Consider the following 21744-nt stretch of genomic DNA (forward strand, 5'->3'; position numbering starts at 1 on the left):
TAGCATCAAATAGAGGGAAAGTATAATAATAACCGAATAATCTTATTTATTGATCACCGTTTGTGGCGGTGCCTTGATGGAAAAACAAACGCCACTTTTCTTCTCTTTTTCGCCAAATAGAACTGCGAAGCGTCTTTTTTTTTGCCGTATGGTTCATAAGATGATAGGTAGTTAATACGCATTCAGGAGACAATACGTCTATATGAAAATGAGAGATTTCGAATACATCTGGCGAAAGTACATGATTGGTATTGTAATCTTTTCGTTTCCATACCGTGCCCGAACTGCCAAACTCCACGTAATCATCTGCAAGAATGTTAACAAGCTCTTTAGCAGAGGTTCGTACTTCTGATTTTAAGTGCATGCATTCTAATTCATAAAATATTTGGGTAGCGTTCTCCATTTTTTATTCATCTCCTCTTACGCCTATTATAAAGAAATAACGCGTTATTTTCATACAAACAAACCATACTCATATCCCGTATAGATATAAGTATGGTTTGTTCAGCTGATTCTATAGCGTCTATTCTTACCTGCCATCCAATCGCTAATGATTTTCACCACAATTCCTATGATAAATACTGTGAGAAAAGAATAAAAAATTGTCCAGTTCAGCAATTCATATAAATGCAGCGCTCTAAATAGCGGAATACCTACAAAAGCAATAACAGCAGACGTAACGATATGTGCGATAAGGAAAAATTTCCATTTACTGAAAAATTGATAGACAAGCGCGATACTTACCGGAATAATAGCAAAGTCAACCGTATTGAAGCGATCTGTAAACGGAAGCATCTGGTGAGGATAGCACCATAGGTTAAAAAATTTCCCGAATTCATCTACCAAACCGACTATGTCAAAGCTGATAAAAAAAACGAGAAGCATAAAAAAGAGACGCTGTCTATCAATAAAAAAGTAAAAAAGCAGCAGAAAAAGAGCGTTTATCACCACTATGAGCCACCATTGAAAACTAAAAAGATCTTGATGAACCCAATAAGAAAATTCCTTTTTATTTAAGACTTCTTGCATCATTTTAATCATTTCAAACATAGAAATCCCTCCTATCTTAGAAAGTCTTTCCATGAGGGTTTCACTTCATACTAAAATAAAGCATCGCACACAGTGCTTTTGCACCTCCTCCTTCTTCAAAAGCAGATTGTCCCTATTTAGCGATTTCTATCTGTCTAGTAAAAATTTTTCGCAGGAGCTTTGCTTTTCATCTCAGAACCTATTGACTATTATTTTCATTTCATACAAAATTAACAATTGTGCATGGTTTACATGTTAATACAAGCAAAAAGATACTGTTTTGCAACATTAAAGGAGGAACAACATGAACATCGGTACGATTAAAAGAGAAGCTAAAGCTTCTTTAAAGAATCGCTGGGGACTTGCGATTCTACTGACGGTGGTGACGTACGGAGTATATACGCTTCTGCCTATTCCATTTGAAATTGTGGCAAGCGGCGGCTATGACAATTGGATGAAAGATGAATCTGATTCGGCGTCATGGATTTCAACTGCCTTTGCCATTGTCTTTTCGCCTCTTCTCATGGCGAACTACTGGGCATTTTTAGGCTTGGCGCGAGGTGAATCTGTCCGATTGGGACATTTGTTTAAAACATTCCAAGACTTCGGTCTTTATGTCAAGTCACTAGGGATTTATGTACTTATGACTCTTTATGTGATGCTGTGGTCACTGCTTTTACTGATTCCTGGAATTATCAAAGCACTGGCATATTCACAAACGTACTATATTTGTAAAGACAATCCTACTTACTCGATGAATCAAGCGATTACAGAAAGCCGCAGGTTGATGAATGGTTATAAAGGACAGTACTTCCTGCTGCTGCTAAGCTTTCTGGGCTGGTTTTTATTAAGTATTATTACACTAGGAATCGGCTTTTTATGGTCTATTCCATACCTTTCTGCTTCACTTGCCCGTTTTTATGAAAATTTGTTAAATGAACGCTCATCGCATGCTGAATAATAAAAAAATCCTCTTCATCGTGAAGGGGATTTTTTTATAAGAACACTGTTTGCATAAGTGAAGCTCTGATGTCATAAAGCTTACTAAGAGTATAGAAGAAAGGCAGGAGCTTATATGTATACTACAAGTGAAATTTGTCAGCAGTTTGGTCAGATTTTAAACGCTAAAAGCAAAGTTAGTCCAACAGGATGCTCAGTGTCTCTTAAAAGAAGCTTTCAAGCTTATGTTCAAGGGCGGAAAAGCAGCTCTGTCGTTCCTGTTGGTGTATCATTTGAAGCGATAGACGCACAGGGAAACGCGTTAAACTTGGCTGAGATTGCTATTTTACAAGAAGAAATCCCCCGTTTTACAGAAGCTGCTGCGCGGCAAGGTCTTATCGTAAGCGCTTTGCATAACCATTGGCTTTTTACAGAACCGGTCCTTATGTATCTTCATATTCAATCTGTAGAGCCTCCTTTACACTTTGCGAAAAAAATGGCTTTTTGTTTTACAACTCTCAAGAGTCTTCCCGTTCCGACAAACGAATAATTTATTAAACGCATCTCTCAGGTACATTAGAGAGGTGAGAGATGTTTTTTATACCTATAGATTACTAATATAGCTAAAGGAAGCCTCCTTACCTTTTAAGTCATTAACAAAAGGGCGCTATGTATTTTTGAGAAGCTGCATAAAAACAAAACCCAGCACTTTCTTATAAGTGCTGGGCTTCTGCTTTATCTATTTTCGCGTATATCTTTTTCAATTTTCCGCAATGCTTTTTTTGATCCTCGCTGCAGATCATGCTGTTCTTTTCGATCTTTATAGCTAATAAATAACGAATTGAGGTCATAACCTTCGGGATATAATTCAGCAGCTTTGATTTCAAGAGCTACTCGCTTAACGTTTACTTCAATTAACTCATTCTGATAGAGTACGACTATATTGTTTGTGTTGTCTTTAGACTTATACACAATCGCATGATTTTCATAATCTAACAGTTTGACTCGATCTCCTATTTGGTATTCAACACGGTCTTTTTTCTGTTCCTTCAAAATAGTGGGTTTTTTTATTTTATTTTTTCTGACGACTTCTGTATCATACGATTTGCTTTCCATATAGAACTTTGCTTTTTGTAAAATCTCTTCTGCTACCTTCATCTTCTTTGAAATCCAAAGCGCATTGCTTTCTCCAGATGTGCCAATTAACAGCTGATACAGCGGTTCTAATGTTTTACTGTTGAACTGCATCGCGGCATTCATAAAGTCAGGATGAATTTCTGAGAAACGCTTAATTTCTCCGTAATGCGTAGTCGCGACCGTTATGCAGCCCATATGATAAAACTTTTCTAAAATCGCAATCGCAAGTGCAGCTCCTTCATTCGGTTCGGTGCCGCTGCCAATTTCATCGAATAGGAGCAGCGTATTGTTCGTTGCTTTTTGCAAAATAGCCGATATATTTTTCATGTGTGAAGAAAAGGTGCTCAGCGCATTTTCAATACTTTGGTTGTCGCCGATATCGACAAAAATATGCTCAAACAATGCAATTTCTGTTCCTTCATCAGCTGTAATATGAAATCCCAACATTGTAGCGAGTGTCAGTAGCCCAATCGTTTTTAAGACAACGGTTTTTCCTCCTGCGTTAGGTCCGGTAATAATTAAGCTTCGATAATTCTCGCCAATTTCGAAGTGAAGCGGAACAATTTTACCAGTTAACAGCGGGTGATATGCGCCTTTTAAATGAATATATCCATAATCATTAATTTTAGGTTCGATTCCGTCTGCCTGTTTACTGTATTTTGCTTTGGCAAACACCATGTCGTATTGGCTAATTAGCTCTAAATTAATATGAATATCAGCTAGCTTCTCTAACACTAAACCTGTTAAAAACGCTAAAATTTGATATTCTTCTACCTCTTCTTCTGCTTTCAAAATCGCTAGTTCCGCATTCAGCTTTGTAATAGATGCCGGCTCTATAAACACTGTTGACCCTTTAGAAGATGTTTCAACAATCGTTCCTCCAACATGATTTTTATAGGATGCCTTGATCGGAATCGTATAGCGGTCTCCTTTTTTACTGATGAAGAAGTCTTGAATATACTCTTTGTTTTTCCCGTTTCGTAAAAATTTCGCAAGCTGTTCTGAAATCTTCGCTTCCGTTCCTTCTATATGTCTTCTGATACGCTTGAGCTCTTTGCTTGCCTCAGCGTCTACTTTTCCAGCTTTGATCGCAAAATTAATTTCCTCTTCTATACCTGTCAGTTCTTTCATCGAATGGGCATAGGAACTTAAGAGCGAAGCAAAAAATTCTTTATCCACCATATATTGTTTTACTTTTCTGCAGCCTTTTAAAAAATCGGATACGCGTATTAGCTCTTCGGGCTCTAAAATCATGCCTTTTTCAAGCTTTTCGATGACCCTTCCTATACCTGAGACACCTGATAGCGGAAGTGATTTCTCAGCATCTAGAAGTCTTCGTGCTTCCGTTGTTTCTTTAAGTCGGTTTTTTACTGTTTTAAGAGATGTGCTCGGCTGAAGTTTATCCATTAATTTTTTTCCCAGCTCACTTACGCAGTGAGCTTTTACGATTTCTTTTAATTCCTGATACTGTAATTTTTCAAATGTCATCGTATTCATGGTTTTTCTCCTCACTATGATTTTTCATCACATATGAAGATACCTATTTATTAGAAGGCAATGAAAAAGGTAAACAAAAAAAGCTGTGGTGATCCCACAGCTTTTTGCGTTCATAAGGTGTCTAAACACATATCACGAAAGAAAGCTCTGTAAAAACAGACGCCTCTTTCGCGACAAATGCCGAACCCTTTATAAAGCATTGTAGGTATCTTCATAGGCAGTGAAATAAATCCATAAGCAAATAAAGGGTACCTTCATTCTCCAAAAAATACCCGTCTTGCTTATTTAATTTATTTCATTCAATTGTTCCTATTTAGATACTACTCCGCTCATAAAAGCACCTCATCTATATTTTAGTTTTCATTGGCTTCTAATTTACACTCTTATCATACTATATGAAAAAGCGTGCGTAAAGGAGACAGTAAAAAAGCTCAAGAGCATAACTTGAGCTTTCATGATAAAAGAAAAAAACGAAGCAGCGCCATCATTCCAACTCCGCTAATAACGGTGATGGATAAACTTTTTGTTTTCAGGGCAATCAGTAAGGTTGGAATGACTACGATAATGACGGGCCAGTTAATCTTTACGCTGTCATTTGCTTGAATGATAAAGTTTTCTACAACAAGTGCAGTTAAAATACAAATAGGAATATAGGATAACCATTTTAATACGGGTTCTGGCAGCGCGATGTTACGTACAACTAAAAACGGAACAATGCGAGGAACTACGGTAACAAGGGCACACCCTAAAATAACGATGAGTGTTGGGTAGTGGATGCTCATTTATCCGTCACCACCCCAATTGTCGCTACAATAATCGTTGAAATCAATACGGCCACATGTGAGGGTACGAAAAAAGACAGCACAATCATAATAATCGCCATATAAAGAATTAAACGTAAGTAATGATTAAGCTTTGAAGGTAACACGCTTTCGATTTGTAAAACAAGCAGAGCTAAAAACATAGCTGTTAAGGCAAAATCAAACCCAAAGGCTTCCGGGTTAGATAGCATATGGCCAAAAATAGCTCCTGTCGTACAGGCGATAATCCAGCTGACGTAAGCCGTTATATTTAATCCGTTCATCCAGCGGTCATTAATTGGCTCACCTTTTGCAATTTTACTTGAAGACACCCCAAATGATTCGTCCGTTAGAAGGGCTCCAATTCCGACGTTTTTTAATAACGAATATTTTGTAAATTTAGGCGCGACCGTAGCGCTCAAAAGAAAGTGTCGTAAGTTTACAATAAATGTTGTGAGAATAATAGCTGAAATCGAGCTGTTTGCAACCATCAGTGCACAAATAATAAACTGTGCTGCCCCGGCATACACGAGCGCTGATAATAAAGCAACTTCCATAACGGAAAGATGCGAGGATACTCCAACGATCCCAGCCGCAAGCCCTATGCTTATGTAACCGAGTAGCGTAGGGATACAATCCTTAGCCCCTTGTCTGAACGTTAAGTCCACTTTTTCTCTTTGCTGTACTGCTTTTTCTGCAATCACCGTACTCCCTCCTTTTCTGTTATATTATACATCTATACGTTATATTAAACAACGGTATGTTATACTATCTTTATAATAATTAAAGGAGTACAACAATGGACGCGATTCAAGATATTATTGCTAAAAATCTTGTTAAATTACGAAAAAATCGAAATTTGACGCTTGATCAAGTTTCCGAATTAACCGGTGTTAGTAAAGCAATGCTTGCTCAAATTGAAAAAGGTAAATCCAGTCCCACGGTTACCACGCTTTGGAAAATTGCCAACGGCCTTCAAGTCTCTTTTTCTGTATTTATGAAAGAAGACACCCCGGATGTGCAGAAAGTAAGCATAAAACAGCTAGATCCCATCACGGACAACAAAGGTGATTACTTAGTATATTCTTTTTTTCCTTATCATCCGGAGAAAAAGTTTGAAATTTACATCGTCACATTAAAGCCTGGATGCGTGCACGAAGCGAAAACTCATTTAGGAGATGAATACTTACTTATTAAAGAAGGCGAATTAACGGTTCGTTTTGAAAATGAAGAACATGAATTAGTCTCGGGAGACGCTCTTCATTTTTCAGGAAATACCTCTCACAGCTATATCAATTCTTCTGAAGAAGAAGCAAGCTTTTTTTTGCTTATGCACTACCCCGAATCATAAAAAAAGAGCGTACGGATCATCCGTACGCTCTTTTTTTAAGCTGCGTGGGCTTGTTCTTTTTTCATTTTTTTGTTTTTCATGTACCCAATGCCTACAACTGCAATAGTTAAGATAACTTGAACAGCGAGATGTAAAGCTGTACTTGGAACAAATCCGCCGATAATTTTATCTTCAACAATCATTTTTCCAGCAGACCATGCAAGCATCGCCGCTCCAGCGTAAATGATAATCGGAAATTTTTCCATTGCTTTCATGATAAAGCTGCTTCCCCAAATAATAATCGGAATTGAAATTAATACACCAATCATAATCGGGACAAATTCGTGAGCTACACCTGCTAGAGCTAATACGTTATCTAATGACATGACCGCATCTGCAATAATGATCGTTTTAACCGCGCTCCATACCGTTGCTCCACCTTTAGGATTGTCGCCGTGATCGTGATTGTCCGCTAATAATTTATATGCAATCCATACTAGCATTAAACCGCCGACCGCTCCGATTAATGGAATTTTCAATAAAGGGACAATAATAGCCGCAAATAATAATCGAAGACCAATTGCGCCGCCTGTTCCAATTAAAATCGCTCTTTTTTGTAAATCTTTTGGTACGTTACGAGCCGCCATTGCAATAACAATTGCGTTATCCCCGCTTAAAATTAAATCAAGAAAAATAATTTGCAGCAAACCTTGCACTGATACGCCAATTAGTTCCTCCATAGTTACCTCCACCTTCTCTTTTTATGTAACGTTTCTCCTCTAAATGTCCGAGCCTTTTCCTCCCTTTTTATAATTGAATACAAAAAAGACCCTTACCAAATAAGCGGTAAAGGTCTTGCTAACAACATAATGTCGCCAACAAAGCCGAGAGATAATCTCTGTAATGACGACTTTGCTGTTAAAGCTACTCCCCTTTAGGAGATACGTTCAATTATTTGTTTGTATTTACACCACTTATACTATAGCATCTCCTACATTCTGTCAATCGTTTTTTTATGCAAAGCGATTGTCAACGCTTTCTCTTTCAATCAATTCATAGTTAGAAAGTGTAAGCTTTTCGACTTCTTCTCCGTTGACTAGCTTAATAATTCGCTGTGCCCCCATTTGTCCCGCTTCTTTATAGTAATATTTTACGGTTGTTAAGCTGGGATGAATCACACCTGTAATTTCGTAGCCTCCAAAGCCGGTAATGGATACATCTTGCGGAACGCGCAGTCCGTTTAAATAAGCTGCCTTTAATGTGCCAAGCGCAATGTTATCGGTCGCACATACAATGATGGACGGATTAAATTCTTTCATCACAGCCGTAGCGGCCCCGATTGCATCGCTCATGCTAAAGCTTGTTTGATAACAGCGGATCTCGCAGTCTCTGTCTTTAAGACCTTCCTTTACGCCTTCTTTTCGCTTTACACCTACAGCTATGTCTTTTTCGGTTACGCCTAAAAAAGCGATTTTTTTATGTCCTTTTTCTCCTATGTACCTTCCAATGTCGCATGCAGCCTCGTAGTCTTGGTGAATTAAACTATGGACTTCTTCATGCTGCTGTCCAATTAACAAAACGGGAATTGAAATTGTGCGGAACGCTTCCAAATGAGCTTTTGTGATTTGAACGGCAAGAAGAATAATACCTGCTACCTTCTGCTTAGCCAGCGTATAGATATTTTCGATTTCTCTTTCTAAATCTTGATTAGAATTGGAAATAATCATTTGATAGTGGTGGTCTCTAAGTTCTTGGTCAATACCATCTAATGTGCGGGAAGTCGCAAAAGAACCCATGCGCGGAACAATTACACCAATGATGTTTGTTTTTTTTGCTTTTAAGCTTTGAGCAAACGCATTTGGGCTATAGTTTGTTTCTTTAATAATCTCTTCGATTTTTCGTTTTGTCGCATCGCTCACAGACCCTCCGTTAAGGTAGCGGGATACAGTGCTTTTTGCTACTCCTGCAAGCCGAGCGATATCTGCAATAGTTGTCATTCTCTCATCTCCGTATTTTGTTGCTGCTTCTTTCACAGTATACACGAATATCGCGTGCATATTAAGTAACTGCTTTACTTTTTGATTCATAAGCGGTATGATAACTTAAACGCGGATAATCATTATCCACGTTGTACACATAAAGCAGGAGATGATGTTTTTGCATATGAAAACAGGCGTTGAGCAATCGGTATATGCCATTTTGCTTCTTACGTTTTTGCCTGAAAAAGCTGTGTTGCCAGGAGATGTCATCAGCACTCAGCTTGGGGGCTCGCCTACGTATTTTCAAAAGCTTCTTCGCAAGCTGGTTAGCGCTGATTTACTTGCTTCCGTTCCTGGTAGCAAAGGTGGATTTCGCTTAAAAAAAACGCCGGAAAAAATTCGTATTTATGACGTATACGTAGCCATTGAAGGTAAGCAGTCTCTTTACTCATCAAGCGGTATTTTTCACGACATGCTTAACTTAAAAGACAAAGATATTTGCTTATTATCCGATTTAATGGAAGAAGCTGAATCTTCGTGGCAGTCTATCTTAAAACGGCAAACCATTGCTACGCTCACAAATGAAATTAACAAAAAATGTCCGAAAGAAAACCTGGACATGTTAAAAGCAACAGTAGAAGAAAAAATGGTGCTGTAGCACCCAAAGGAGATCATCATGGAAAACTTAAATAGATATTTTGATTTATTCGATCAATCACGTACAAGCGAACAAGCATTTGAAGAATTAGTAGGACTTTTTTCAGACGATATCGTATTTGTCTTAAACGGCCACGAAAAGCAAGGCATTGAAAACTGGAAGCTGTTTGTGAAAATGGTGTTTAAAGAAAACGCTGATATTAAGCATATGTTCGAAGGCTGGAAAGCAGTTGAAGGTACAGATAAGTTTGAAACGCCTTGGGCAGTGTGCGGAAAACGTGCATCTGGCAGCGTCTTTACTCAAACGGGAAAAGATATTGCTAAGCTAGATGACAGCGGAAAAATCAGCTACTTAGAAAACGTACCTGACGATACAAACATGTTTGATACGTATAAAAACTAATACAAAAAAGAAGGGCTCTTCTAGCCCTTCTTTTTTTACGGGGCAAATCCCTCTTGAGAAAGATAAATCATCGAAGAAGGATAAAATTTTTCAAAATAACGAATGGCTTTGACATGAATGTCTTTGTCATACCAGTCTAGGAAACCGTACTTCTCAAATAATTCCGGCATCCCTAGCCTTTTAGACGTTTTACCTAAGGAACCGTCTCCTAAGTACAAGGTATCAATGCAAATTCGGTCCATCATTCCTTCTATTTTTTTAGGGAATTCAGGCGTGAAAGGAAGCATTGGAGCAATGGTTACTTGCGTTGAAATTCCGCTTTCTTTTACTTTTTTTAACGCGTTCATACGAAGTTTCATCCCCGGAGCATAAGGAGAAAAAATTTGTTTTACATCTTCTCGGTCCGTTTCAACAGTCATCGATACGCGAAGATCACATACTTTTTGAAGCTGTAAAAGCAAATCGATATCCCTCGTCACAAGGGGCGACCTTGTTTGAATCAATAAAAAATCAGGTGGATGATTGATCATCGTTTCTAAAAGGGCACGTGTGATGCCTGCTTTACGCTCAGCAGGCTGATAGGGATCTGTCGCTGAAGACATAAAGATGCGCACCGGCTGCTCTTTTTTTCGCAGTTTTTGTATTTCTTTTTGATAGACTTCAGCTGCGTTGACCTTCAGCTCTAGCCATGTCCCCCACTCCATCTCTTTAAAACGCTGAATTGGCAGCTCTCGCACGTAGCAAAATTTGCAGGAAAATGCACATCCGGCATACGGATTTAAACTATGAGTATAACCAGATGCCAAAAAGCCGGTCGCTTTTGTTAAAATACTTCTCGAAACCACGTCTCTTTTGTTCATCTTTCTCACCTCGTTGTCCAATATATCAAGTTCGTAAATGAAAAAACTACTTTCCATATGGAAAGTAGTTTTTTATATTTTCAATTCATCAACTTTGACTTTCTTTCTTTTCACTTGTCGTTTCAAGTAAAGAGGTTAAATATGAATTTAACTCAAATTGGTCCTTTTCAATAAAATCAGATAATACCGGCTGCTCTTCTTTTCTCATCTTTCTCCACTCCCTTTGTTTTTTATGTATGTGTTTTCATTCATCAATGGATAAAAGTAATGTACTTAACTCTACCCGTATCTAAACAAAAATAATCATGGTATTTTATACTATTTTTAATTTATGCACGTTTTATTTGTATATTTTTTACAATATCACACACATTAATAGCAAGATTAGCAAACGTATTTATTCTACTATGCAACATGAGAGGATTTTTCATCATGACGATTCACAAATCAAACGATTTCTCTAGTCTAGCTGAAGTGGTGGAGCGAATTTTAGATAAAGGTGTCGTAATTGACGTATTCGCGCGCATTTCCGTTATTGGTATTGAATTAATTACCATTGAAGCCAGAATCGTAATTGCGAGCGTAGACACATGGCTGAGGTACGCCGAGGCAGTTCGGCTGCTTCATAATGAAAGAGAAGAGTTTCTTTCTTCGAATAACAGCGGAAAGAAACTTGAACAGCTGAACCTTTTACAAGATTTAGATTTATAAACTCATAAAGGTGGATTAGAGAAGTGAAAGTAGCCGAAATCATGGAATCCGTAACTGATTTTTTTAAAGAACACGTCGCTCCTCCTCACCGAATTATTTCGTATGAATCGATTCAAAATGGAGGATGGAAAATAACACTTGAAGCATTTGAAGAACAGGAGTATATGAGGCGCTATGCAAAAGATGAACTGCTCGGTATCTATGAAGTGCTGGTCAATAAGCAGCATAACATTACGTCTTTTTCACGCACCAGTCTGCGCTATCGAAGCTCTCCGGCAGAGAAATAGGCTAATTATTTTAATGGAAAGGAATGAAACAAAAATCGATGAGTGAAGAAACGGGCATTTATATTTTTTGCAGCATCCCCGCTACCGAGGCACATACGTTTGGCAGCGTTACGATTGATCACGAGGAACGATCTACTTTTACCATTCATTACCGTGATGCCGCTATAGTGGCCGCTGCCTTTCCTCTTAAAATTTATCACCCTACAAAAGAGAACGTCACAGCGCACCAGCAGGTGATTTCCAAAGTAATGAATGCACATGATTCCGTTATTCCCATCAGCTTTGGCAATGTGTTTCATAGCCAACAAGATGTTGAAATGCTGTTAGAAAACTTATATCCACAGTTCGCCTCTCTTTTCCCACAGTTAAAAGGAAAAATAGAAGTCGGACTAAAAGTAATTGGGAAACCGGACTGGCTGAAACAAAAAGTGAATCAAGATTCTTCTTTGCACCAAGTACGAAACCAGCGTTCTGCCAGTGCTGATTTTTATAAACAAATTGCCCACGGAGAAACAGCTCAGAAATTCTTTTTAAAGCTTCAGCACGACTGTAAAAACGAACTGTATGAACAGTTAGAACCGATAGCTGAAGCGTCTAAGCTAAACCCTCCTATTGTCGAAACAATGCTTTTGAACGCTTCTTTTTTAATTGACCGAAAAAAAGAAGCAGCGTTTGATGAACGTGTAAATGACCTGTATGAAAAATGGAAGCACAAAGCAGATTTTAAATACTCCGGGCCGTGGGCTGCTTATAACTTTATCAATATTCAATTAAAAGTAGAAGAGAATGTATGATTCATAAACTGCTGCTGTCTCCTGTTACGCTCATTGTAAAAGTCGGACAGAAAATCAAGGAAGAAGCGGATAAAGAACTTTACGATGTCTCTTTTATTCAGCAAAAAATCGTTCATCTTCAAATGATGTATGAGCTTGGAGAAATACCAGAAGATGCATATATGGAAAAAGAAAAAGAACTGCTGCTGAGGTATGAAGCAGCAAAAGAATATGAATTAAAAAGATGGGAATCAATGACGAAGAAACAAAAGTGAGGTTAAAAGATGGAAAAGCTCATTTATTTATATGGTCTAGTTCCAACCGAAGAAGCTAATGAAATGCCCTTTCCTTCACTTGAAGGTATGGATCAGAACAACCCTATCTATGCTCTTTGCTTTGATGACATTACCGCATTTGTATGCGACTTGCCAAGCGATGAGTATTCGGAAGAAATGCTGAAAGAAAAGATCGAGCACGATATGAAATGGCTGCAGGACAAAGCCATGCATCACCATGAGATTCTTCTTTTCTTACAAAGTCACTACACGCTTCTTCCCATGAAATTTTGTACGGTCTACAAAAGCAAGGATAGCTGTCAAAAAAGTATTGCTGATAACAAAGAAAAAACCCTCTCTTCTCTTCATCTTTTAAAAAGATCTGAAGAATGGAATATAAAAGTATATGCCCATACGAATTCTTTAAAGAACTATCTGCTAACGAACAATGAAACGATCCAAAAGAAAAAAGAAGAAATAAATACGCTGCCTCCAGGCAGGCAGTTTTTTGAACGTAAAAAGATAGAAAAGCTGATCGAAGAAGAAACAGAAAAAGAACAGCTGTCGCTTTGTGATCATTTACACAGTGAGATAAGCCCCCACGCCGCTTACCACACAATCAAAAATAACTGGAGTCAAAAAATAACCGGCGAGAGCTACAGCATGTGCTGGAACAGCATCTACCTTCTTTCAAAGAACAATGTAGAATCGTTTTTAAAAGCCATTAGCGACAAGCAAACGTTTTATAGTGAAATGGGACTGAACATCGAAGTAACGGGACCATGGCCTGCTTATCATATCGACACTCTGCGCTCGGAGAAAGATGCGGGATGACATCGCTGCGAAAACAAACGCTGGAGCAAAAGGACATCGCCCTCATTGATATATTAGATGTGATCCTCGATAAAGGAATTGCCATTAAAGGTGATTTATTGATTTCAATTGCCGGAATTGATTTAGTCTATCTTGATTTGCGGGTATTGATTTCTTCTGTAGAAACGCTGATAGGCTCTCATGACCGTCAAATCATTTCTTCTCGGCAGCTTGAACAGGAAACGGAGGCGTTGCGAAATGGAAAATAACCTCAAACGAAACGGCCGCATTGAGCTGAGTGCGGAAAATGCTGAACAAGGCCTAGCGCAGCTTGTTTTAACTGTCATTGAATTACTGCGGCAGCTCATTGAAAAGCATGCGATTCGCCGAGTCGACAGCGGAAACCTGACGGATGCTCAAATCGAAGACCTGGGCGTGGCGTTGATGAAGTTAGAGAACAAAATGGAGGAGCTAAAATCAGTGTTTAGCTTTACAAATGAAGATTTAAATATTGATCTAGGTCCCCTAGGAAAAGTGTTATAACAAGGAGTGAAAAAATGGCGGCGGAACATAACGGGCATCTGGGCACCATTGTAGAAGTATTAGAAAAAGTATTAGATAAAGGTCTTGTTATTGCTGGAGATATTAAAGTGCAAATTGCTGATGTTGAACTCTTAACAATCAAAATCCGGCTGCTTGTCGCTTCTATTGATAAAGCAAGAGAAATTGGCATGGACTGGTGGGAAACAGACCCTTACCTATGTTCAAAAGCAAATCAGTCTTATCAAAAACTCCAGGCGGAAAATGACAGTTTAACGCAGCAAGTGGCATCTTTAACGCAACAAATTCAAGATGATTTGCTTTCGCTTGATTAACAGCTCACTTTATATAAGGAGGAATAACAAACATGAATCCTGAACAAAAATCTACGCTGTCTCCTATTTCAGAAGAGCAGCAAAGCCCCGATACTCAGCTAACGGAAAAAGAAGAGCGTATGCCCGAGTATACGCATACTTCGCTTAATCCAGATTCATAGAATCAAAAGAGAAATGCTTCGGCATTTCTCTTTTTAATGTTTCTATACTTTTCTTCATTAATCATGACATTGAAACAAATGGAGGTAAATACAATGAACATAGCGAATGAGTACCATTATCTATCAATTACAAAGGAGAACGAGCATGAAGAAAAAAGCATTTGGAGCAGTCTATGCTCTTTTAACGCTGTTCATTTTAGGTGCCTGCAGTACCGAAGACGTTGTGACAAATAATTCAGATCCAAAAGTTTCTGTTTCTACTACAGTTAAACAGCTGACGAAAAAAGAATTTAGTGAAGTTGGAACATCAGGGTTAACAAGCCCTTCAAAAAAAGATTTTCACAAAGTACATATGATCCTTACGTTACGCGGCACGGATTACCTGTCGAATATTCAAGTTAAGCTACCTAACTATAAAGAAGCTTTTAATAACATCAAAGACGATCAGCAAATAAGATATTGGTTTGGCAGCGGTGCAGATAAAGAGCAAGAAAATAAAAACATCTATACAAGAGAATTTGTCCTTTATACGAAAGGCTTAAACGATAAGCAAATTAAAGAAATTTTAGCAGCAGCTAAGGTAAAGACGTCCTGGGTGGTAAAGGATACAAAAGCGAAGGATCAATCTGAATTTGCTGCTGGTAAAAACATAAAATTTGAAGCAAAATGAGAAATGCATCAATTAGCAAAAGCCCCCTTTATTAAAAGAGGGCTTTCTCTTATTATATGAAGAACGATTGCCTTGTCACCTGCAGCTAAAGGTTTGGATTTGAGGCCAGACTTTCAGAATGCAGCATATTTTCTAAGCTATCCGTTATAAACGCTAGCGCATGTTCCGGGCTTTGGCTCATAGTAACAGTGATTTTTGTATTGACCAGAAGCCGGTTGACCGTACCAGGTTGGAGGGCATGGAGCGGATGGATTAAAGTACCACAGTGCATATTTCCCCGGATGTTCTCTCCAATAATCCAAATTCTTTTTGGCTAACCTTTTTTCAACACCTCTTGCTCTTTGATAAAATACGTTTCCTTTTTGAACAGCCTCGAACGAGTAGTTGCCTCCCTGCACCTGATAAATAACTTGCGGAACGGATCTTAAATTCTTGAAATCTAAACAGTTTGCTTTAAGACGATTGACAATGACATTTCCAACATACAGCATTCCTTGTTTTCCTTCGCCTTCAGCTTCTGCTCTCATCATCCTTGCCATTAAAGCAACGTCTGAATCTCGATAATTTACTCTTGGCATTTTTTCACCCCAAAAATATACTATGAAAAAAGGACGCTCTTGATGTCACTGTCCCTAAAATAACAATAGCTGGATGTTACATACACGCTGAGCACACTGACACTGCAGAAAGAGTTTTTATTACGAAAAGCTTATTCTTTTTCATAATAAAGCTGAGCAATTTGCCCGTACTGTTTTATATCGGTAAGCTTCAAGTTCATTTCGGGAATTCCTCGTTTAAACAGCGGAATACCAGCCCCAAGCAAAACGGGAATGACCGATATAATAAATTCATCCACCCTCTTTGCTTTTAAGAAATCAGCGAGAATATCAGCGCCTCCCACCAGCCATATTTTTTTCGTATCTTGACTGAGGTTATTGAGAAATGACGCCACGCTTTCATTTATAAACTCTGCATACTGATCTTTTCTTTGAGCTGAGCGGCTAAACACGTAGCACTTTTTATCGAGATACGGAAACTCAGGTGTGAGCTTCAGCACGTGGTCGTACGTGGCTTTTCCCATAACGACCGCATCACACGTTTGATAAAACGTTTCGTAGCCGTTGTCTCCCTCTCCTTCTACGCTTTCCAGCCAGTCAATCTCTCCGTTTTCTCTTGCAATATACCCGTCTAAGCTTGCCGCAATATATACGACGATTTTTTTCTTCATTCTCTTTTCTCCTTTCAACTTTACTGTTTCTGTATGATATCATCTTAATACGACACTTTTTGTCATATTAAAAGAAAAAGGTGAAAATAAATGGCTAAGTCTAGACGGCTTGTTGATATGCTCATGTTTATTAATACAAAAAGAACGTTTACGGCAAAAGAACTAGCGGAGGAATTTGGTCTTTCCGTGCGGACCGTCCAGCGCTATTTACTGGACTTAAGTGAATTAGGGCTGCCTCTTTACAGTGAAAAAGGACGGAGCGGCGGTTACAAAGTGTTAAAAAATCGTATTCTCCCTCCTATTTTGTTTACGGAAGAAGAAGCTATTTCTATCTTTTTTGCTTATCAAGCTCTGCAGTATTATCATGACCTTCCGTTTGATGCAGAAATTCATGCGGCTCTTCAAAAGTTTTATGTGTACCTGTCTGAGGAAACAAAGAAAAAAGTAGATAAAATGAGTGCTCATATTGCGTTTTGGAATCCTAAAAGAAACCTTGACACTCCTTATTTAAAAGAGCTTTTAGAAGCAATCCTTGCAGGAAAATATATTGAATTTCTTTATGATTCAAAGGCGGGTCAAACAAGAAAACAAGTCAAACCCCTTGGAATTTATGCTCATAACGGTTTATGGTACTGCCCTGCCTATTCTTACGATAAGCAAAAAGTATTATTGTTTCGAGCGGATCGTATTCACTCATTAAAGGTTTTAGAAAAAGACAAAAATATATCTCTTACGTTAAAGGAATGGCTTGAAACAGAACCGGTAAACTCACAGCCGATTTCGTTAAAAGTAACCTTGACACACGAAGGCGTTCGTCAGTGTAAAGGCGTTCCGTGGCTTGAAAATCACGTCAAGGTGGCGCGTGATGGGAATGGCTATATCGATACAATAACTGATGGAAATGAATTAAGCTACATGGCTTCTTTTTTCTATACCTTAGGGGCTCATGCCCTTATTGAAGAACCTCAGGAGCTAATTCAAAAGATCTGCTGTCACGCAGAAGAAACGCTAAGGCGATATAAATGAGGTGGAGACAAAAATAGTTTTTGAGGGAAGGAACGGTGAACTGAGACTCTTAATAGAGAATGAAATTCGTCCGGATTTTTTCATTATGTAGGTTTCACGTATATGGCTACTTCTAGCAGTTGATTGGAGGGCAAGACGAAGACTCCTGCGGGAACAGCGGAACAGGTGAGACCCCACAGGAGCGCATGCGACGAGGAGGCTCACCGGCCGCCCGCGGAAAGCGAAGTCTTGCACGGAAATCAACGGCGGTGTCACAAGCGATCCATACGAGTTCATTTCTCGATTTTGTTCGTCTTTAGATGATATGGGTTTAGTTATGTCTCAATCTGGCTATAAAAAATAACCTCCGCTAAATAGCGAAGGTTATTTTTTATTTACCCAGCCCACACGTCTTTTGCGTATCGGCCTTTTTCTTCTAGCTGCTGCAGCCATAAGCGAGCGTCTGCTTCACTCACTTGGTGAACGTCAGCATAGCTTTTCATAAGCGTTGCTTCAACGTCAGGTGCCATTTGGCTTCCGTCTCCGCAAATATAGAAGTGCGCTCCTTGATCAAGAAGTTCAATCAATTTCTTGCCGTCTTGTTCCATCACGTGCTGAACGTATGTTTTCGGCTGATTTGGTACGCGAGAAAAAGCAGTATGAAGCGTAATGATGCCTTCATTTTGGGCATTTTCAAGCTCTTCTTGATACAGGTAGTCTGCATGAGGTGAACGGCAGCCAAAGTATAAATGCGCTTCTCCAAGCGACTGTCCTTGTTCTTTTAACTGCTTGCGAGCCTGGACGAAGCCTCTAAACGGCGCGACGCCTGTTCCCGGTCCGACCATGATAAGCGGCGTTTCAAAATCTTTTGGCAGCGTAAAGCCTGACTGCGGTGTGGAAACAAAGCACGTAATCGTATCTCCTTCTTGCAGCTCGGCAAGATAGTTCGACGCAATTCCTTTATACTCTCCATATCCGCTCCACGCTTCTCCTGAGACAACGCTGACCGTGATGCTTGCTTGTTTTTCATCGACACGAGGTGATGAAGAAATTGAGTAATAGCGCGGGCGTATGCTTGGCAGAAGGGCGATAAATTCGCTGAATTCCATTTCACACGCCGGGTATTTTTCAAACAGTTCAAGCATTGTTAAACGTTTTGCCAGCACTTGTTCTTTGTAGGCTTGCTTTTCAAGCAAGGCTTCAAGCTCTACTTTATGCGGCGGGCAGACCGTTATAGCAGCCATTGCGCGAAGCTGCGTGCGCGTAACAGGATCTTGAAGCTCCACGTATTGCAGAAGCTCTTCTACTGATACTGTTTTAGCGAGTGGCAAATGAGCTAATTTTTCTTCTTCTGCTTCCAAACGGATTTGCTGTGATGCATCTAGGCCGAACCTTGCTATTACACGGTTTACTATTCCTTCATAGTTGCGAGGAATAACGCCTAAATGATCTCCTTCTTGATAAGAAGCTTCTTTTGGAAGTTCAATTTCAAGATGACGCGTGCTTCGTGCACTGCCTGGCTGTTGAAGTTCTTTGCTTGCTACGACGTTCGCTGAAAACGCACCGTGCATTTTCGCAAGCGGCATATCCGCGGCGCTGTCGACGAATTGAAGTGAAAGCGTAGATTTATTATCTTCACTGTTTTCAATGTCGAGGTTAAAGTAGGCTGCTACATCACTCCACATATGTTCACGCCATTCTTCATATGTGCCTTCAAAGTCGTCGCTTGCATCTGCTTCACCGCGGTCAGCGATGTTTTCTGCCCCTTTAGCGGCAAGCGTTTCATCGATAAAAGCAGGCACTTTTTGATACGTTGTCGCCCAGTTTTTATCGCCGCATCCAAATACGGAGTAGCGAACGCCTTTTACTTCATCAGCAGACGCTTGGTCTAACCACTCGACAAACTGCTTTGCGTTATCAGGCGGATGTCCGTTATAAGAAGCCGTTACAATTAAAACAGCTCCTTCACGCGGAAGATTTCCGGCGTGTGAATCAAGGGTAGCGACTTGCGGTGCAAATCCTTTGCTCATTGCAATATCTGCTAAATCACGCGCCGTTCCTTCAGCTGTTCCCATATTTGAACCGTATAACACAAGCAGCGGCGTATTATGAGCGTTTTCTGCCTTTTTGCGTACTTTTTTAGCAGACTGTTCAGTGCTAGGTGAAGGAATACCACCAAGCGGAATTTTTTTCGATTTTGCTTTTACCACAAAGCCTTCAGGTTTTAATGTTAAAGTTTCTTTAATATCCAGCTCGTAGTTTGTATGATCTTCAAAGTCAAAGTGTTTTAGCATCATACCAAGTACCAGCGTTGCTTCATGAAGAGCGAACTGCTGACCGATACACGCGCGCTGCCCGTTTCCAAATGGTTTAAATGCATGCTGCGGAATCGCGCTTGGGTTTTCAAAACGCTCTGGGCGGAACTCTTCCACATCGTCTCCCCAAATCGTTTTATCACGGTGAAGCTGAGGAATCAGAACCATTAGTTCATCGCCTTTTTCTAACGAATATTCTCCTCCAAGCACCGTATCTTCTTTTGCGTATAGAGAAAACGCAGGAGCCGTCGGCCATAAGCGCAGCGCTTCGTTTAAGACCATACCCACATATTTAAGCTGCTTGACTTGCTTGTAGGTTGGAACAGGATCTACAAGAACTCGTGCTGCTTCTTCTGCTGCTTTTTGTAATACATGTGGATTTTTCACTAAGAAATACAGCGCAAATGATAAAAGACCGCTTGTTGTTTCGTGTCCCGCAATTAAGAATGTAATAATTTGATAGCGAATGTTCTCGTCATCAAGCGGTTCGCCCGTTTCTGGGTCTTTTCCGTTTAGCATATGAGTTAATAGATCATCGCTTTGTTCACCGCTTGCTTTGCGATCTGCAATAATTTTATCCACTAGGTTGTTCATTACTTTAATATCTTCTTGAAACTGGCGTTTATTTTCATCATAAGCTGGGTCATCTGGATTTGCTCGCTGCAGCTTGTTCATTGATTCGTCCAATGCACGGACCATACTCGTAATAAACGGATGAGGCTGATCTCGGTAAAAGCTGTTAAAACGATAGTTGAAGCCGCAAAGACCAATGGTATCAAGCGTTAAACGCGTCATATCTTCCGGTACTTCAATATGCTCATCTGCATTTAGACGCTCCCACTTTTGAACAAGCTGCACGGCGATATCGACCATCATCGCATGATAGCCTTTCATTGCCTGCTGACTAAAGCTTGGAAGTAAGATATTATGCGCTTTTTTCCAATTTTTTTCGTGCGTCCAGCTTGTAAATAACCCGTCTCCTGCAAAATCACGTACAAATTTAAGCGCTTGACTTAAGTTTTTATCAAAGCGTGATTCATCGCATGCTTCTTTAATTAGACGCTGACTTGATAAGTAACGCGTTAAACGACCAGGCGCTTCGAATTTAAAGATTTCTCCTAGTTCATCCGCAATTTTCATCAAAGCTTGAACTGGTTTATCTGTGTTTAATAACGGTAAATTTTTAAGCTCTCCAAACGTCTTTGGCTGAGGCATTTCTTTAATTGTCATGTTATCCCTCTTTCACTTGTTAAGTTTCATGATTGTCTGCTAAGTGCTGCCCACAGACTCTCTTCTACACCGGTAAGAAGTTCATCAGTTAAAGATAAATAGTCATTTTCAATCATTTCATATACTTCCATGAAACTTCCAAATAAAATAGCAATTAGCGCATTTTCAGGAAGATTTCTAATCACACCTTGCTTTTGTCCTTCTCTGAAGAACGTGCAAACAAATTCCACCAGCTTTTGATATGCGAAGCGGCTCTCTTCCGTTAAAAAAGCTCCTTGGCTATGAGTTTTAATAAACCCAAGAGCACGAGGATGATTTTTAGTAAATGTCACCATACCTTCAAAGATATGATGAAACCCATCTCGGTATCCTTCTCTTTCGTTTGCCAGGCCGCTTTCAATGCACTGTAAAAACTCGTTCACATGCTGCTGAAACAGTTCGTTTACAAGGCTTTCTTTATTTTTAAAGTAGCGATAAATTGTTCCTGCTCCTACTTTGGCATTTTCTGCAATCATTGGCATCGTGGTTGCATCAAATCCTCTTTCTGCAAACAGCAGAAGCGAAGCAGAAAAAATCGCTTTTTGTTTTGTTGGAGTAGATTCCACTTTATCACCTCTTTCCAAAAACGGAATGAACGTTCATTCCGCTACAATTACAAGTATAAAAAACTGCATCTTAATAGTAAAAAGATAACTAGAAAAGTGGAAAGAAAAGGTTCTTTCATTCTAATTTTATACCATTTAAAGGTAATTAACCGAGTCTTTCAGAAT

General features: G+C 39.4%; 29 protein-coding genes. 17 read left to right on the forward strand and 12 right to left on the reverse strand.

All coding sequences use genetic code 11. The annotated features are described in order from the left end of the window. Nucleotides 1-46: 46 nt before the first annotated feature. Together ACFX4E_RS12960 and ACFX4E_RS12965 are read right to left on the reverse strand one after the other, a co-directional pair. Nucleotides 47-403 (reverse strand): nuclear transport factor 2 family protein, encoded by a 357-nt coding sequence (locus ACFX4E_RS12960; protein WP_377238365.1) that lies wholly within the window; start codon nucleotides 401-403, stop codon nucleotides 47-49. 101 nt (nucleotides 404-504) lie between these two features. After that, the gene (locus ACFX4E_RS12965; protein WP_377238367.1) at nucleotides 505-1050 is read right to left on the reverse strand and encodes a CBO0543 family protein; all 546 of its coding nucleotides are present in this window, start codon (nucleotides 1048-1050) and stop codon (nucleotides 505-507) included. Nucleotides 1051-1333: 283 nt separating this feature from the next. On the opposite strand from ACFX4E_RS12965, the gene ACFX4E_RS12970 reads away from it, so the two are divergent. Continuing rightward, nucleotides 1334-1990 carry a DUF975 family protein gene (locus ACFX4E_RS12970; protein WP_043981401.1) on the forward strand — a complete coding sequence of 219 codons (657 nt, stop codon included), beginning with the start codon at nucleotides 1334-1336 and terminating at the stop codon, nucleotides 1988-1990. A gap of 114 nt (nucleotides 1991-2104) precedes the next feature. Further along, nucleotides 2105-2518 (forward strand): DUF1259 domain-containing protein, encoded by a 414-nt coding sequence (locus ACFX4E_RS12975; protein WP_377259028.1) that lies wholly within the window; start codon nucleotides 2105-2107, stop codon nucleotides 2516-2518. A 185-nt stretch (nucleotides 2519-2703) separates the two neighbouring features. Here ACFX4E_RS12975 and ACFX4E_RS12980 read toward each other — a convergent pair whose 3' ends face one another. The 3 genes from ACFX4E_RS12980 to ACFX4E_RS12990 all read right to left on the reverse strand — a co-directional run bounded on the left by ACFX4E_RS12980 (nucleotide 2704) and on the right by ACFX4E_RS12990 (nucleotide 6106). Next, nucleotides 2704-4602 (reverse strand): endonuclease MutS2, encoded by a 1899-nt coding sequence (locus tag ACFX4E_RS12980; protein ID WP_377238368.1) that lies wholly within the window; start codon nucleotides 4600-4602, stop codon nucleotides 2704-2706. 452 nt (nucleotides 4603-5054) lie between these two features. After that, nucleotides 5055-5384 (reverse strand): AzlD domain-containing protein, encoded by a 330-nt coding sequence (locus tag ACFX4E_RS12985; RefSeq protein WP_016764847.1) that lies wholly within the window; start codon nucleotides 5382-5384, stop codon nucleotides 5055-5057. Continuing rightward, on the reverse strand, nucleotides 5381-6106 hold the full coding sequence (locus ACFX4E_RS12990) for an AzlC family ABC transporter permease (RefSeq protein WP_377238369.1): 726 nt from the start codon (nucleotides 6104-6106) through the stop codon (nucleotides 5381-5383). Before ACFX4E_RS12990 ends, ACFX4E_RS12985 begins: the two co-directional genes overlap by 4 nt. A 95-nt stretch (nucleotides 6107-6201) precedes the next feature. On the opposite strand from ACFX4E_RS12990, the gene ACFX4E_RS12995 reads away from it, so the two are divergent. Then, nucleotides 6202-6753, forward strand: coding sequence for a helix-turn-helix domain-containing protein (locus tag ACFX4E_RS12995; protein ID WP_013057914.1), 552 nt, complete (start codon nucleotides 6202-6204; stop codon nucleotides 6751-6753). A 35-nt stretch (nucleotides 6754-6788) separates the two neighbouring features. Here the strand turns inward: ACFX4E_RS12995 and ACFX4E_RS13000 are convergent, their stop codons facing one another. Both ACFX4E_RS13000 and ACFX4E_RS13005 read right to left on the reverse strand, forming a co-directional pair. Beyond that, the gene (locus ACFX4E_RS13000) at nucleotides 6789-7472 is read right to left on the reverse strand and encodes a TerC family protein (RefSeq protein WP_028409271.1); all 684 of its coding nucleotides are present in this window, start codon (nucleotides 7470-7472) and stop codon (nucleotides 6789-6791) included. A 273-nt stretch (nucleotides 7473-7745) separates the two neighbouring features. Beyond that, a complete protein-coding gene (locus tag ACFX4E_RS13005) occupies nucleotides 7746-8729 on the reverse strand; it encodes a LacI family DNA-binding transcriptional regulator (RefSeq protein WP_028409272.1) in 984 nt (327 codons plus the stop codon). A gap of 160 nt (nucleotides 8730-8889) precedes the next feature. Here ACFX4E_RS13005 and ACFX4E_RS13010 point away from each other — a divergent pair, with 160 nt between their 5' ends. After that, the gene (locus tag ACFX4E_RS13010) at nucleotides 8890-9369 is read left to right on the forward strand and encodes an RrF2 family transcriptional regulator (protein WP_028409273.1); all 480 of its coding nucleotides are present in this window, start codon (nucleotides 8890-8892) and stop codon (nucleotides 9367-9369) included. 18 nt (nucleotides 9370-9387) lie between these two features. Beyond that, nucleotides 9388-9771, forward strand: a complete 384-nt coding sequence (locus tag ACFX4E_RS13015; RefSeq protein WP_028409274.1) for a nuclear transport factor 2 family protein — start codon at nucleotides 9388-9390, stop codon at nucleotides 9769-9771. A 35-nt stretch (nucleotides 9772-9806) separates the two neighbouring features. Here ACFX4E_RS13015 and ACFX4E_RS13020 read toward each other — a convergent pair whose 3' ends face one another. After that, nucleotides 9807-10631, reverse strand: coding sequence for an SPL family radical SAM protein (locus ACFX4E_RS13020; RefSeq protein WP_098334364.1), 825 nt, complete (start codon nucleotides 10629-10631; stop codon nucleotides 9807-9809). Nucleotides 10632-11063: 432 nt separating this feature from the next. Between ACFX4E_RS13020 and gvpJ the strand changes: the two genes are divergently transcribed. From gvpJ to ACFX4E_RS13070, 10 genes are all read left to right on the forward strand, one after another. After that, entirely contained in the window at nucleotides 11064-11342 is a 279-nt protein-coding gene (gvpJ, locus tag ACFX4E_RS13025; protein WP_028409276.1) for a gas vesicle protein GvpJ, read from the forward strand. Between the two features lie 23 nt (nucleotides 11343-11365). Further along, on the forward strand, nucleotides 11366-11629 hold the full coding sequence (locus ACFX4E_RS13030; protein ID WP_013057922.1) for a gas vesicle protein GvpO: 264 nt from the start codon (nucleotides 11366-11368) through the stop codon (nucleotides 11627-11629). Between the two features lie 23 nt (nucleotides 11630-11652). Further along, nucleotides 11653-12423: a GvpL/GvpF family gas vesicle protein gene (locus tag ACFX4E_RS13035; protein WP_060745324.1), complete on the forward strand. Its 771-nt coding sequence runs from the start codon at nucleotides 11653-11655 to the stop codon at nucleotides 12421-12423. Then, on the forward strand, nucleotides 12420-12677 hold the full coding sequence (locus ACFX4E_RS13040; RefSeq protein ID WP_014459264.1) for a gas vesicle protein GvpG: 258 nt from the start codon (nucleotides 12420-12422) through the stop codon (nucleotides 12675-12677). Before ACFX4E_RS13035 ends, ACFX4E_RS13040 begins: the two co-directional genes overlap by 4 nt. Before the next feature lie 9 nt (nucleotides 12678-12686). Next, nucleotides 12687-13511 carry a GvpL/GvpF family gas vesicle protein gene (locus ACFX4E_RS13045; RefSeq protein WP_098334363.1) on the forward strand — a complete coding sequence of 275 codons (825 nt, stop codon included), beginning with the start codon at nucleotides 12687-12689 and terminating at the stop codon, nucleotides 13509-13511. Further along, a complete protein-coding gene (locus ACFX4E_RS13050) occupies nucleotides 13508-13759 on the forward strand; it encodes a gas vesicle protein (RefSeq protein ID WP_028409280.1) in 252 nt (83 codons plus the stop codon). Before ACFX4E_RS13045 ends, ACFX4E_RS13050 begins: the two co-directional genes overlap by 4 nt. Further along, a complete protein-coding gene (locus ACFX4E_RS13055) occupies nucleotides 13749-14033 on the forward strand; it encodes a gas vesicle protein K (RefSeq protein ID WP_028409281.1) in 285 nt (94 codons plus the stop codon). Before ACFX4E_RS13050 ends, ACFX4E_RS13055 begins: the two co-directional genes overlap by 11 nt. 14 nt (nucleotides 14034-14047) lie before the next feature. Beyond that, nucleotides 14048-14365 (forward strand): gas vesicle protein, encoded by a 318-nt coding sequence (locus ACFX4E_RS13060; protein ID WP_377238371.1) that lies wholly within the window; start codon nucleotides 14048-14050, stop codon nucleotides 14363-14365. A 32-nt stretch (nucleotides 14366-14397) separates the two neighbouring features. Beyond that, a complete protein-coding gene (locus ACFX4E_RS13065; RefSeq protein ID WP_255257713.1) occupies nucleotides 14398-14526 on the forward strand; it encodes a hypothetical protein in 129 nt (42 codons plus the stop codon). Between the two features lie 145 nt (nucleotides 14527-14671). Then, nucleotides 14672-15196, forward strand: a complete 525-nt coding sequence (locus ACFX4E_RS13070; RefSeq protein WP_098248058.1) for a hypothetical protein — start codon at nucleotides 14672-14674, stop codon at nucleotides 15194-15196. A gap of 137 nt (nucleotides 15197-15333) precedes the next feature. Here the strand turns inward: ACFX4E_RS13070 and ACFX4E_RS13075 are convergent, their stop codons facing one another. Next, complete coding sequence (locus ACFX4E_RS13075; protein WP_013083968.1) at nucleotides 15334-15774, reverse strand: cell wall hydrolase; 441 nt, start codon at nucleotides 15772-15774, stop codon at nucleotides 15334-15336. Between the two features lie 131 nt (nucleotides 15775-15905). After that, nucleotides 15906-16424 carry a dihydrofolate reductase family protein gene (locus tag ACFX4E_RS13080; protein ID WP_098334362.1) on the reverse strand — a complete coding sequence of 173 codons (519 nt, stop codon included), beginning with the start codon at nucleotides 16422-16424 and terminating at the stop codon, nucleotides 15906-15908. Nucleotides 16425-16514: 90 nt separating this feature from the next. Here ACFX4E_RS13080 and ACFX4E_RS13085 point away from each other — a divergent pair, with 90 nt between their 5' ends. Both ACFX4E_RS13085 and ACFX4E_RS13090 read left to right on the forward strand, forming a co-directional pair. Continuing rightward, on the forward strand, nucleotides 16515-17450 hold the full coding sequence (locus ACFX4E_RS13085) for a helix-turn-helix transcriptional regulator (protein ID WP_263034010.1): 936 nt from the start codon (nucleotides 16515-16517) through the stop codon (nucleotides 17448-17450). Between the two features lie 119 nt (nucleotides 17451-17569). After that, a complete protein-coding gene (locus ACFX4E_RS13090) occupies nucleotides 17570-17749 on the forward strand; it encodes a hypothetical protein (RefSeq protein WP_279620433.1) in 180 nt (59 codons plus the stop codon). 75 nt (nucleotides 17750-17824) lie between these two features. Here the strand turns inward: ACFX4E_RS13090 and ACFX4E_RS13095 are convergent, their stop codons facing one another. Both ACFX4E_RS13095 and ACFX4E_RS13100 read right to left on the reverse strand, forming a co-directional pair. Further along, complete coding sequence (locus tag ACFX4E_RS13095; protein ID WP_377259031.1) at nucleotides 17825-20974, reverse strand: bifunctional cytochrome P450/NADPH--P450 reductase; 3150 nt, start codon at nucleotides 20972-20974, stop codon at nucleotides 17825-17827. A 26-nt stretch (nucleotides 20975-21000) separates the two neighbouring features. Next, nucleotides 21001-21579: a TetR/AcrR family transcriptional regulator gene (locus tag ACFX4E_RS13100; RefSeq protein WP_028409287.1), complete on the reverse strand. Its 579-nt coding sequence runs from the start codon at nucleotides 21577-21579 to the stop codon at nucleotides 21001-21003. Nucleotides 21580-21744: the final 165 nt, after the last annotated feature.

Origin of the sequence: Priestia sp. YIM B13491, assembly GCF_042787605.1 — a bacterium.
Taxonomy (GTDB): Bacteria; Bacillota; Bacilli; order Bacillales; family Bacillaceae_H; genus Priestia; species Priestia megaterium_E.

Coding starts and splice junctions, on each gene's coding strand:
- ACFX4E_RS12960 (WP_377238365.1), bottom strand. CDS start 403: ATGGAGAACGCTACCCAAATATTTTATGAATTAGAATGCATGCACTTA.
- ACFX4E_RS12965 (WP_377238367.1), bottom strand. CDS start 1,050: ATGTTTGAAATGATTAAAATGATGCAAGAAGTCTTAAATAAAAAGGAA.
- ACFX4E_RS12970 (WP_043981401.1), top strand. CDS start 1,334: ATGAACATCGGTACGATTAAAAGAGAAGCTAAAGCTTCTTTAAAGAAT.
- ACFX4E_RS12975 (WP_377259028.1), top strand. CDS start 2,105: ATGTATACTACAAGTGAAATTTGTCAGCAGTTTGGTCAGATTTTAAAC.
- ACFX4E_RS12980 (WP_377238368.1), bottom strand. CDS start 4,602: ATGAATACGATGACATTTGAAAAATTACAGTATCAGGAATTAAAAGAA.
- ACFX4E_RS12985 (WP_016764847.1), bottom strand. CDS start 5,384: ATGAGCATCCACTACCCAACACTCATCGTTATTTTAGGGTGTGCCCTT.
- ACFX4E_RS12995 (WP_013057914.1), top strand. CDS start 6,202: ATGGACGCGATTCAAGATATTATTGCTAAAAATCTTGTTAAATTACGA.
- ACFX4E_RS13000 (WP_028409271.1), bottom strand. CDS start 7,472: ATGGAGGAACTAATTGGCGTATCAGTGCAAGGTTTGCTGCAAATTATT.
- ACFX4E_RS13005 (WP_028409272.1), bottom strand. CDS start 8,729: ATGACAACTATTGCAGATATCGCTCGGCTTGCAGGAGTAGCAAAAAGC.
- ACFX4E_RS13015 (WP_028409274.1), top strand. CDS start 9,388: ATGGAAAACTTAAATAGATATTTTGATTTATTCGATCAATCACGTACA.
- ACFX4E_RS13020 (WP_098334364.1), bottom strand. CDS start 10,631: ATGAACAAAAGAGACGTGGTTTCGAGAAGTATTTTAACAAAAGCGACC.
- gvpJ (WP_028409276.1), top strand. CDS start 11,064: ATGACGATTCACAAATCAAACGATTTCTCTAGTCTAGCTGAAGTGGTG.
- ACFX4E_RS13035 (WP_060745324.1), top strand. CDS start 11,653: ATGAAACAAAAATCGATGAGTGAAGAAACGGGCATTTATATTTTTTGC.
- ACFX4E_RS13040 (WP_014459264.1), top strand. CDS start 12,420: ATGATTCATAAACTGCTGCTGTCTCCTGTTACGCTCATTGTAAAAGTC.
- ACFX4E_RS13045 (WP_098334363.1), top strand. CDS start 12,687: ATGGAAAAGCTCATTTATTTATATGGTCTAGTTCCAACCGAAGAAGCT.
- ACFX4E_RS13050 (WP_028409280.1), top strand. CDS start 13,508: ATGACATCGCTGCGAAAACAAACGCTGGAGCAAAAGGACATCGCCCTC.
- ACFX4E_RS13055 (WP_028409281.1), top strand. CDS start 13,749: ATGGAAAATAACCTCAAACGAAACGGCCGCATTGAGCTGAGTGCGGAA.
- ACFX4E_RS13060 (WP_377238371.1), top strand. CDS start 14,048: ATGGCGGCGGAACATAACGGGCATCTGGGCACCATTGTAGAAGTATTA.
- ACFX4E_RS13065 (WP_255257713.1), top strand. CDS start 14,398: ATGAATCCTGAACAAAAATCTACGCTGTCTCCTATTTCAGAAGAGCAG.
- ACFX4E_RS13070 (WP_098248058.1), top strand. CDS start 14,672: ATGAAGAAAAAAGCATTTGGAGCAGTCTATGCTCTTTTAACGCTGTTC.
- ACFX4E_RS13075 (WP_013083968.1), bottom strand. CDS start 15,774: ATGCCAAGAGTAAATTATCGAGATTCAGACGTTGCTTTAATGGCAAGG.
- ACFX4E_RS13080 (WP_098334362.1), bottom strand. CDS start 16,424: ATGAAGAAAAAAATCGTCGTATATATTGCGGCAAGCTTAGACGGGTAT.
- ACFX4E_RS13085 (WP_263034010.1), top strand. CDS start 16,515: ATGGCTAAGTCTAGACGGCTTGTTGATATGCTCATGTTTATTAATACA.
- ACFX4E_RS13095 (WP_377259031.1), bottom strand. CDS start 20,974: ATGACAATTAAAGAAATGCCTCAGCCAAAGACGTTTGGAGAGCTTAAA.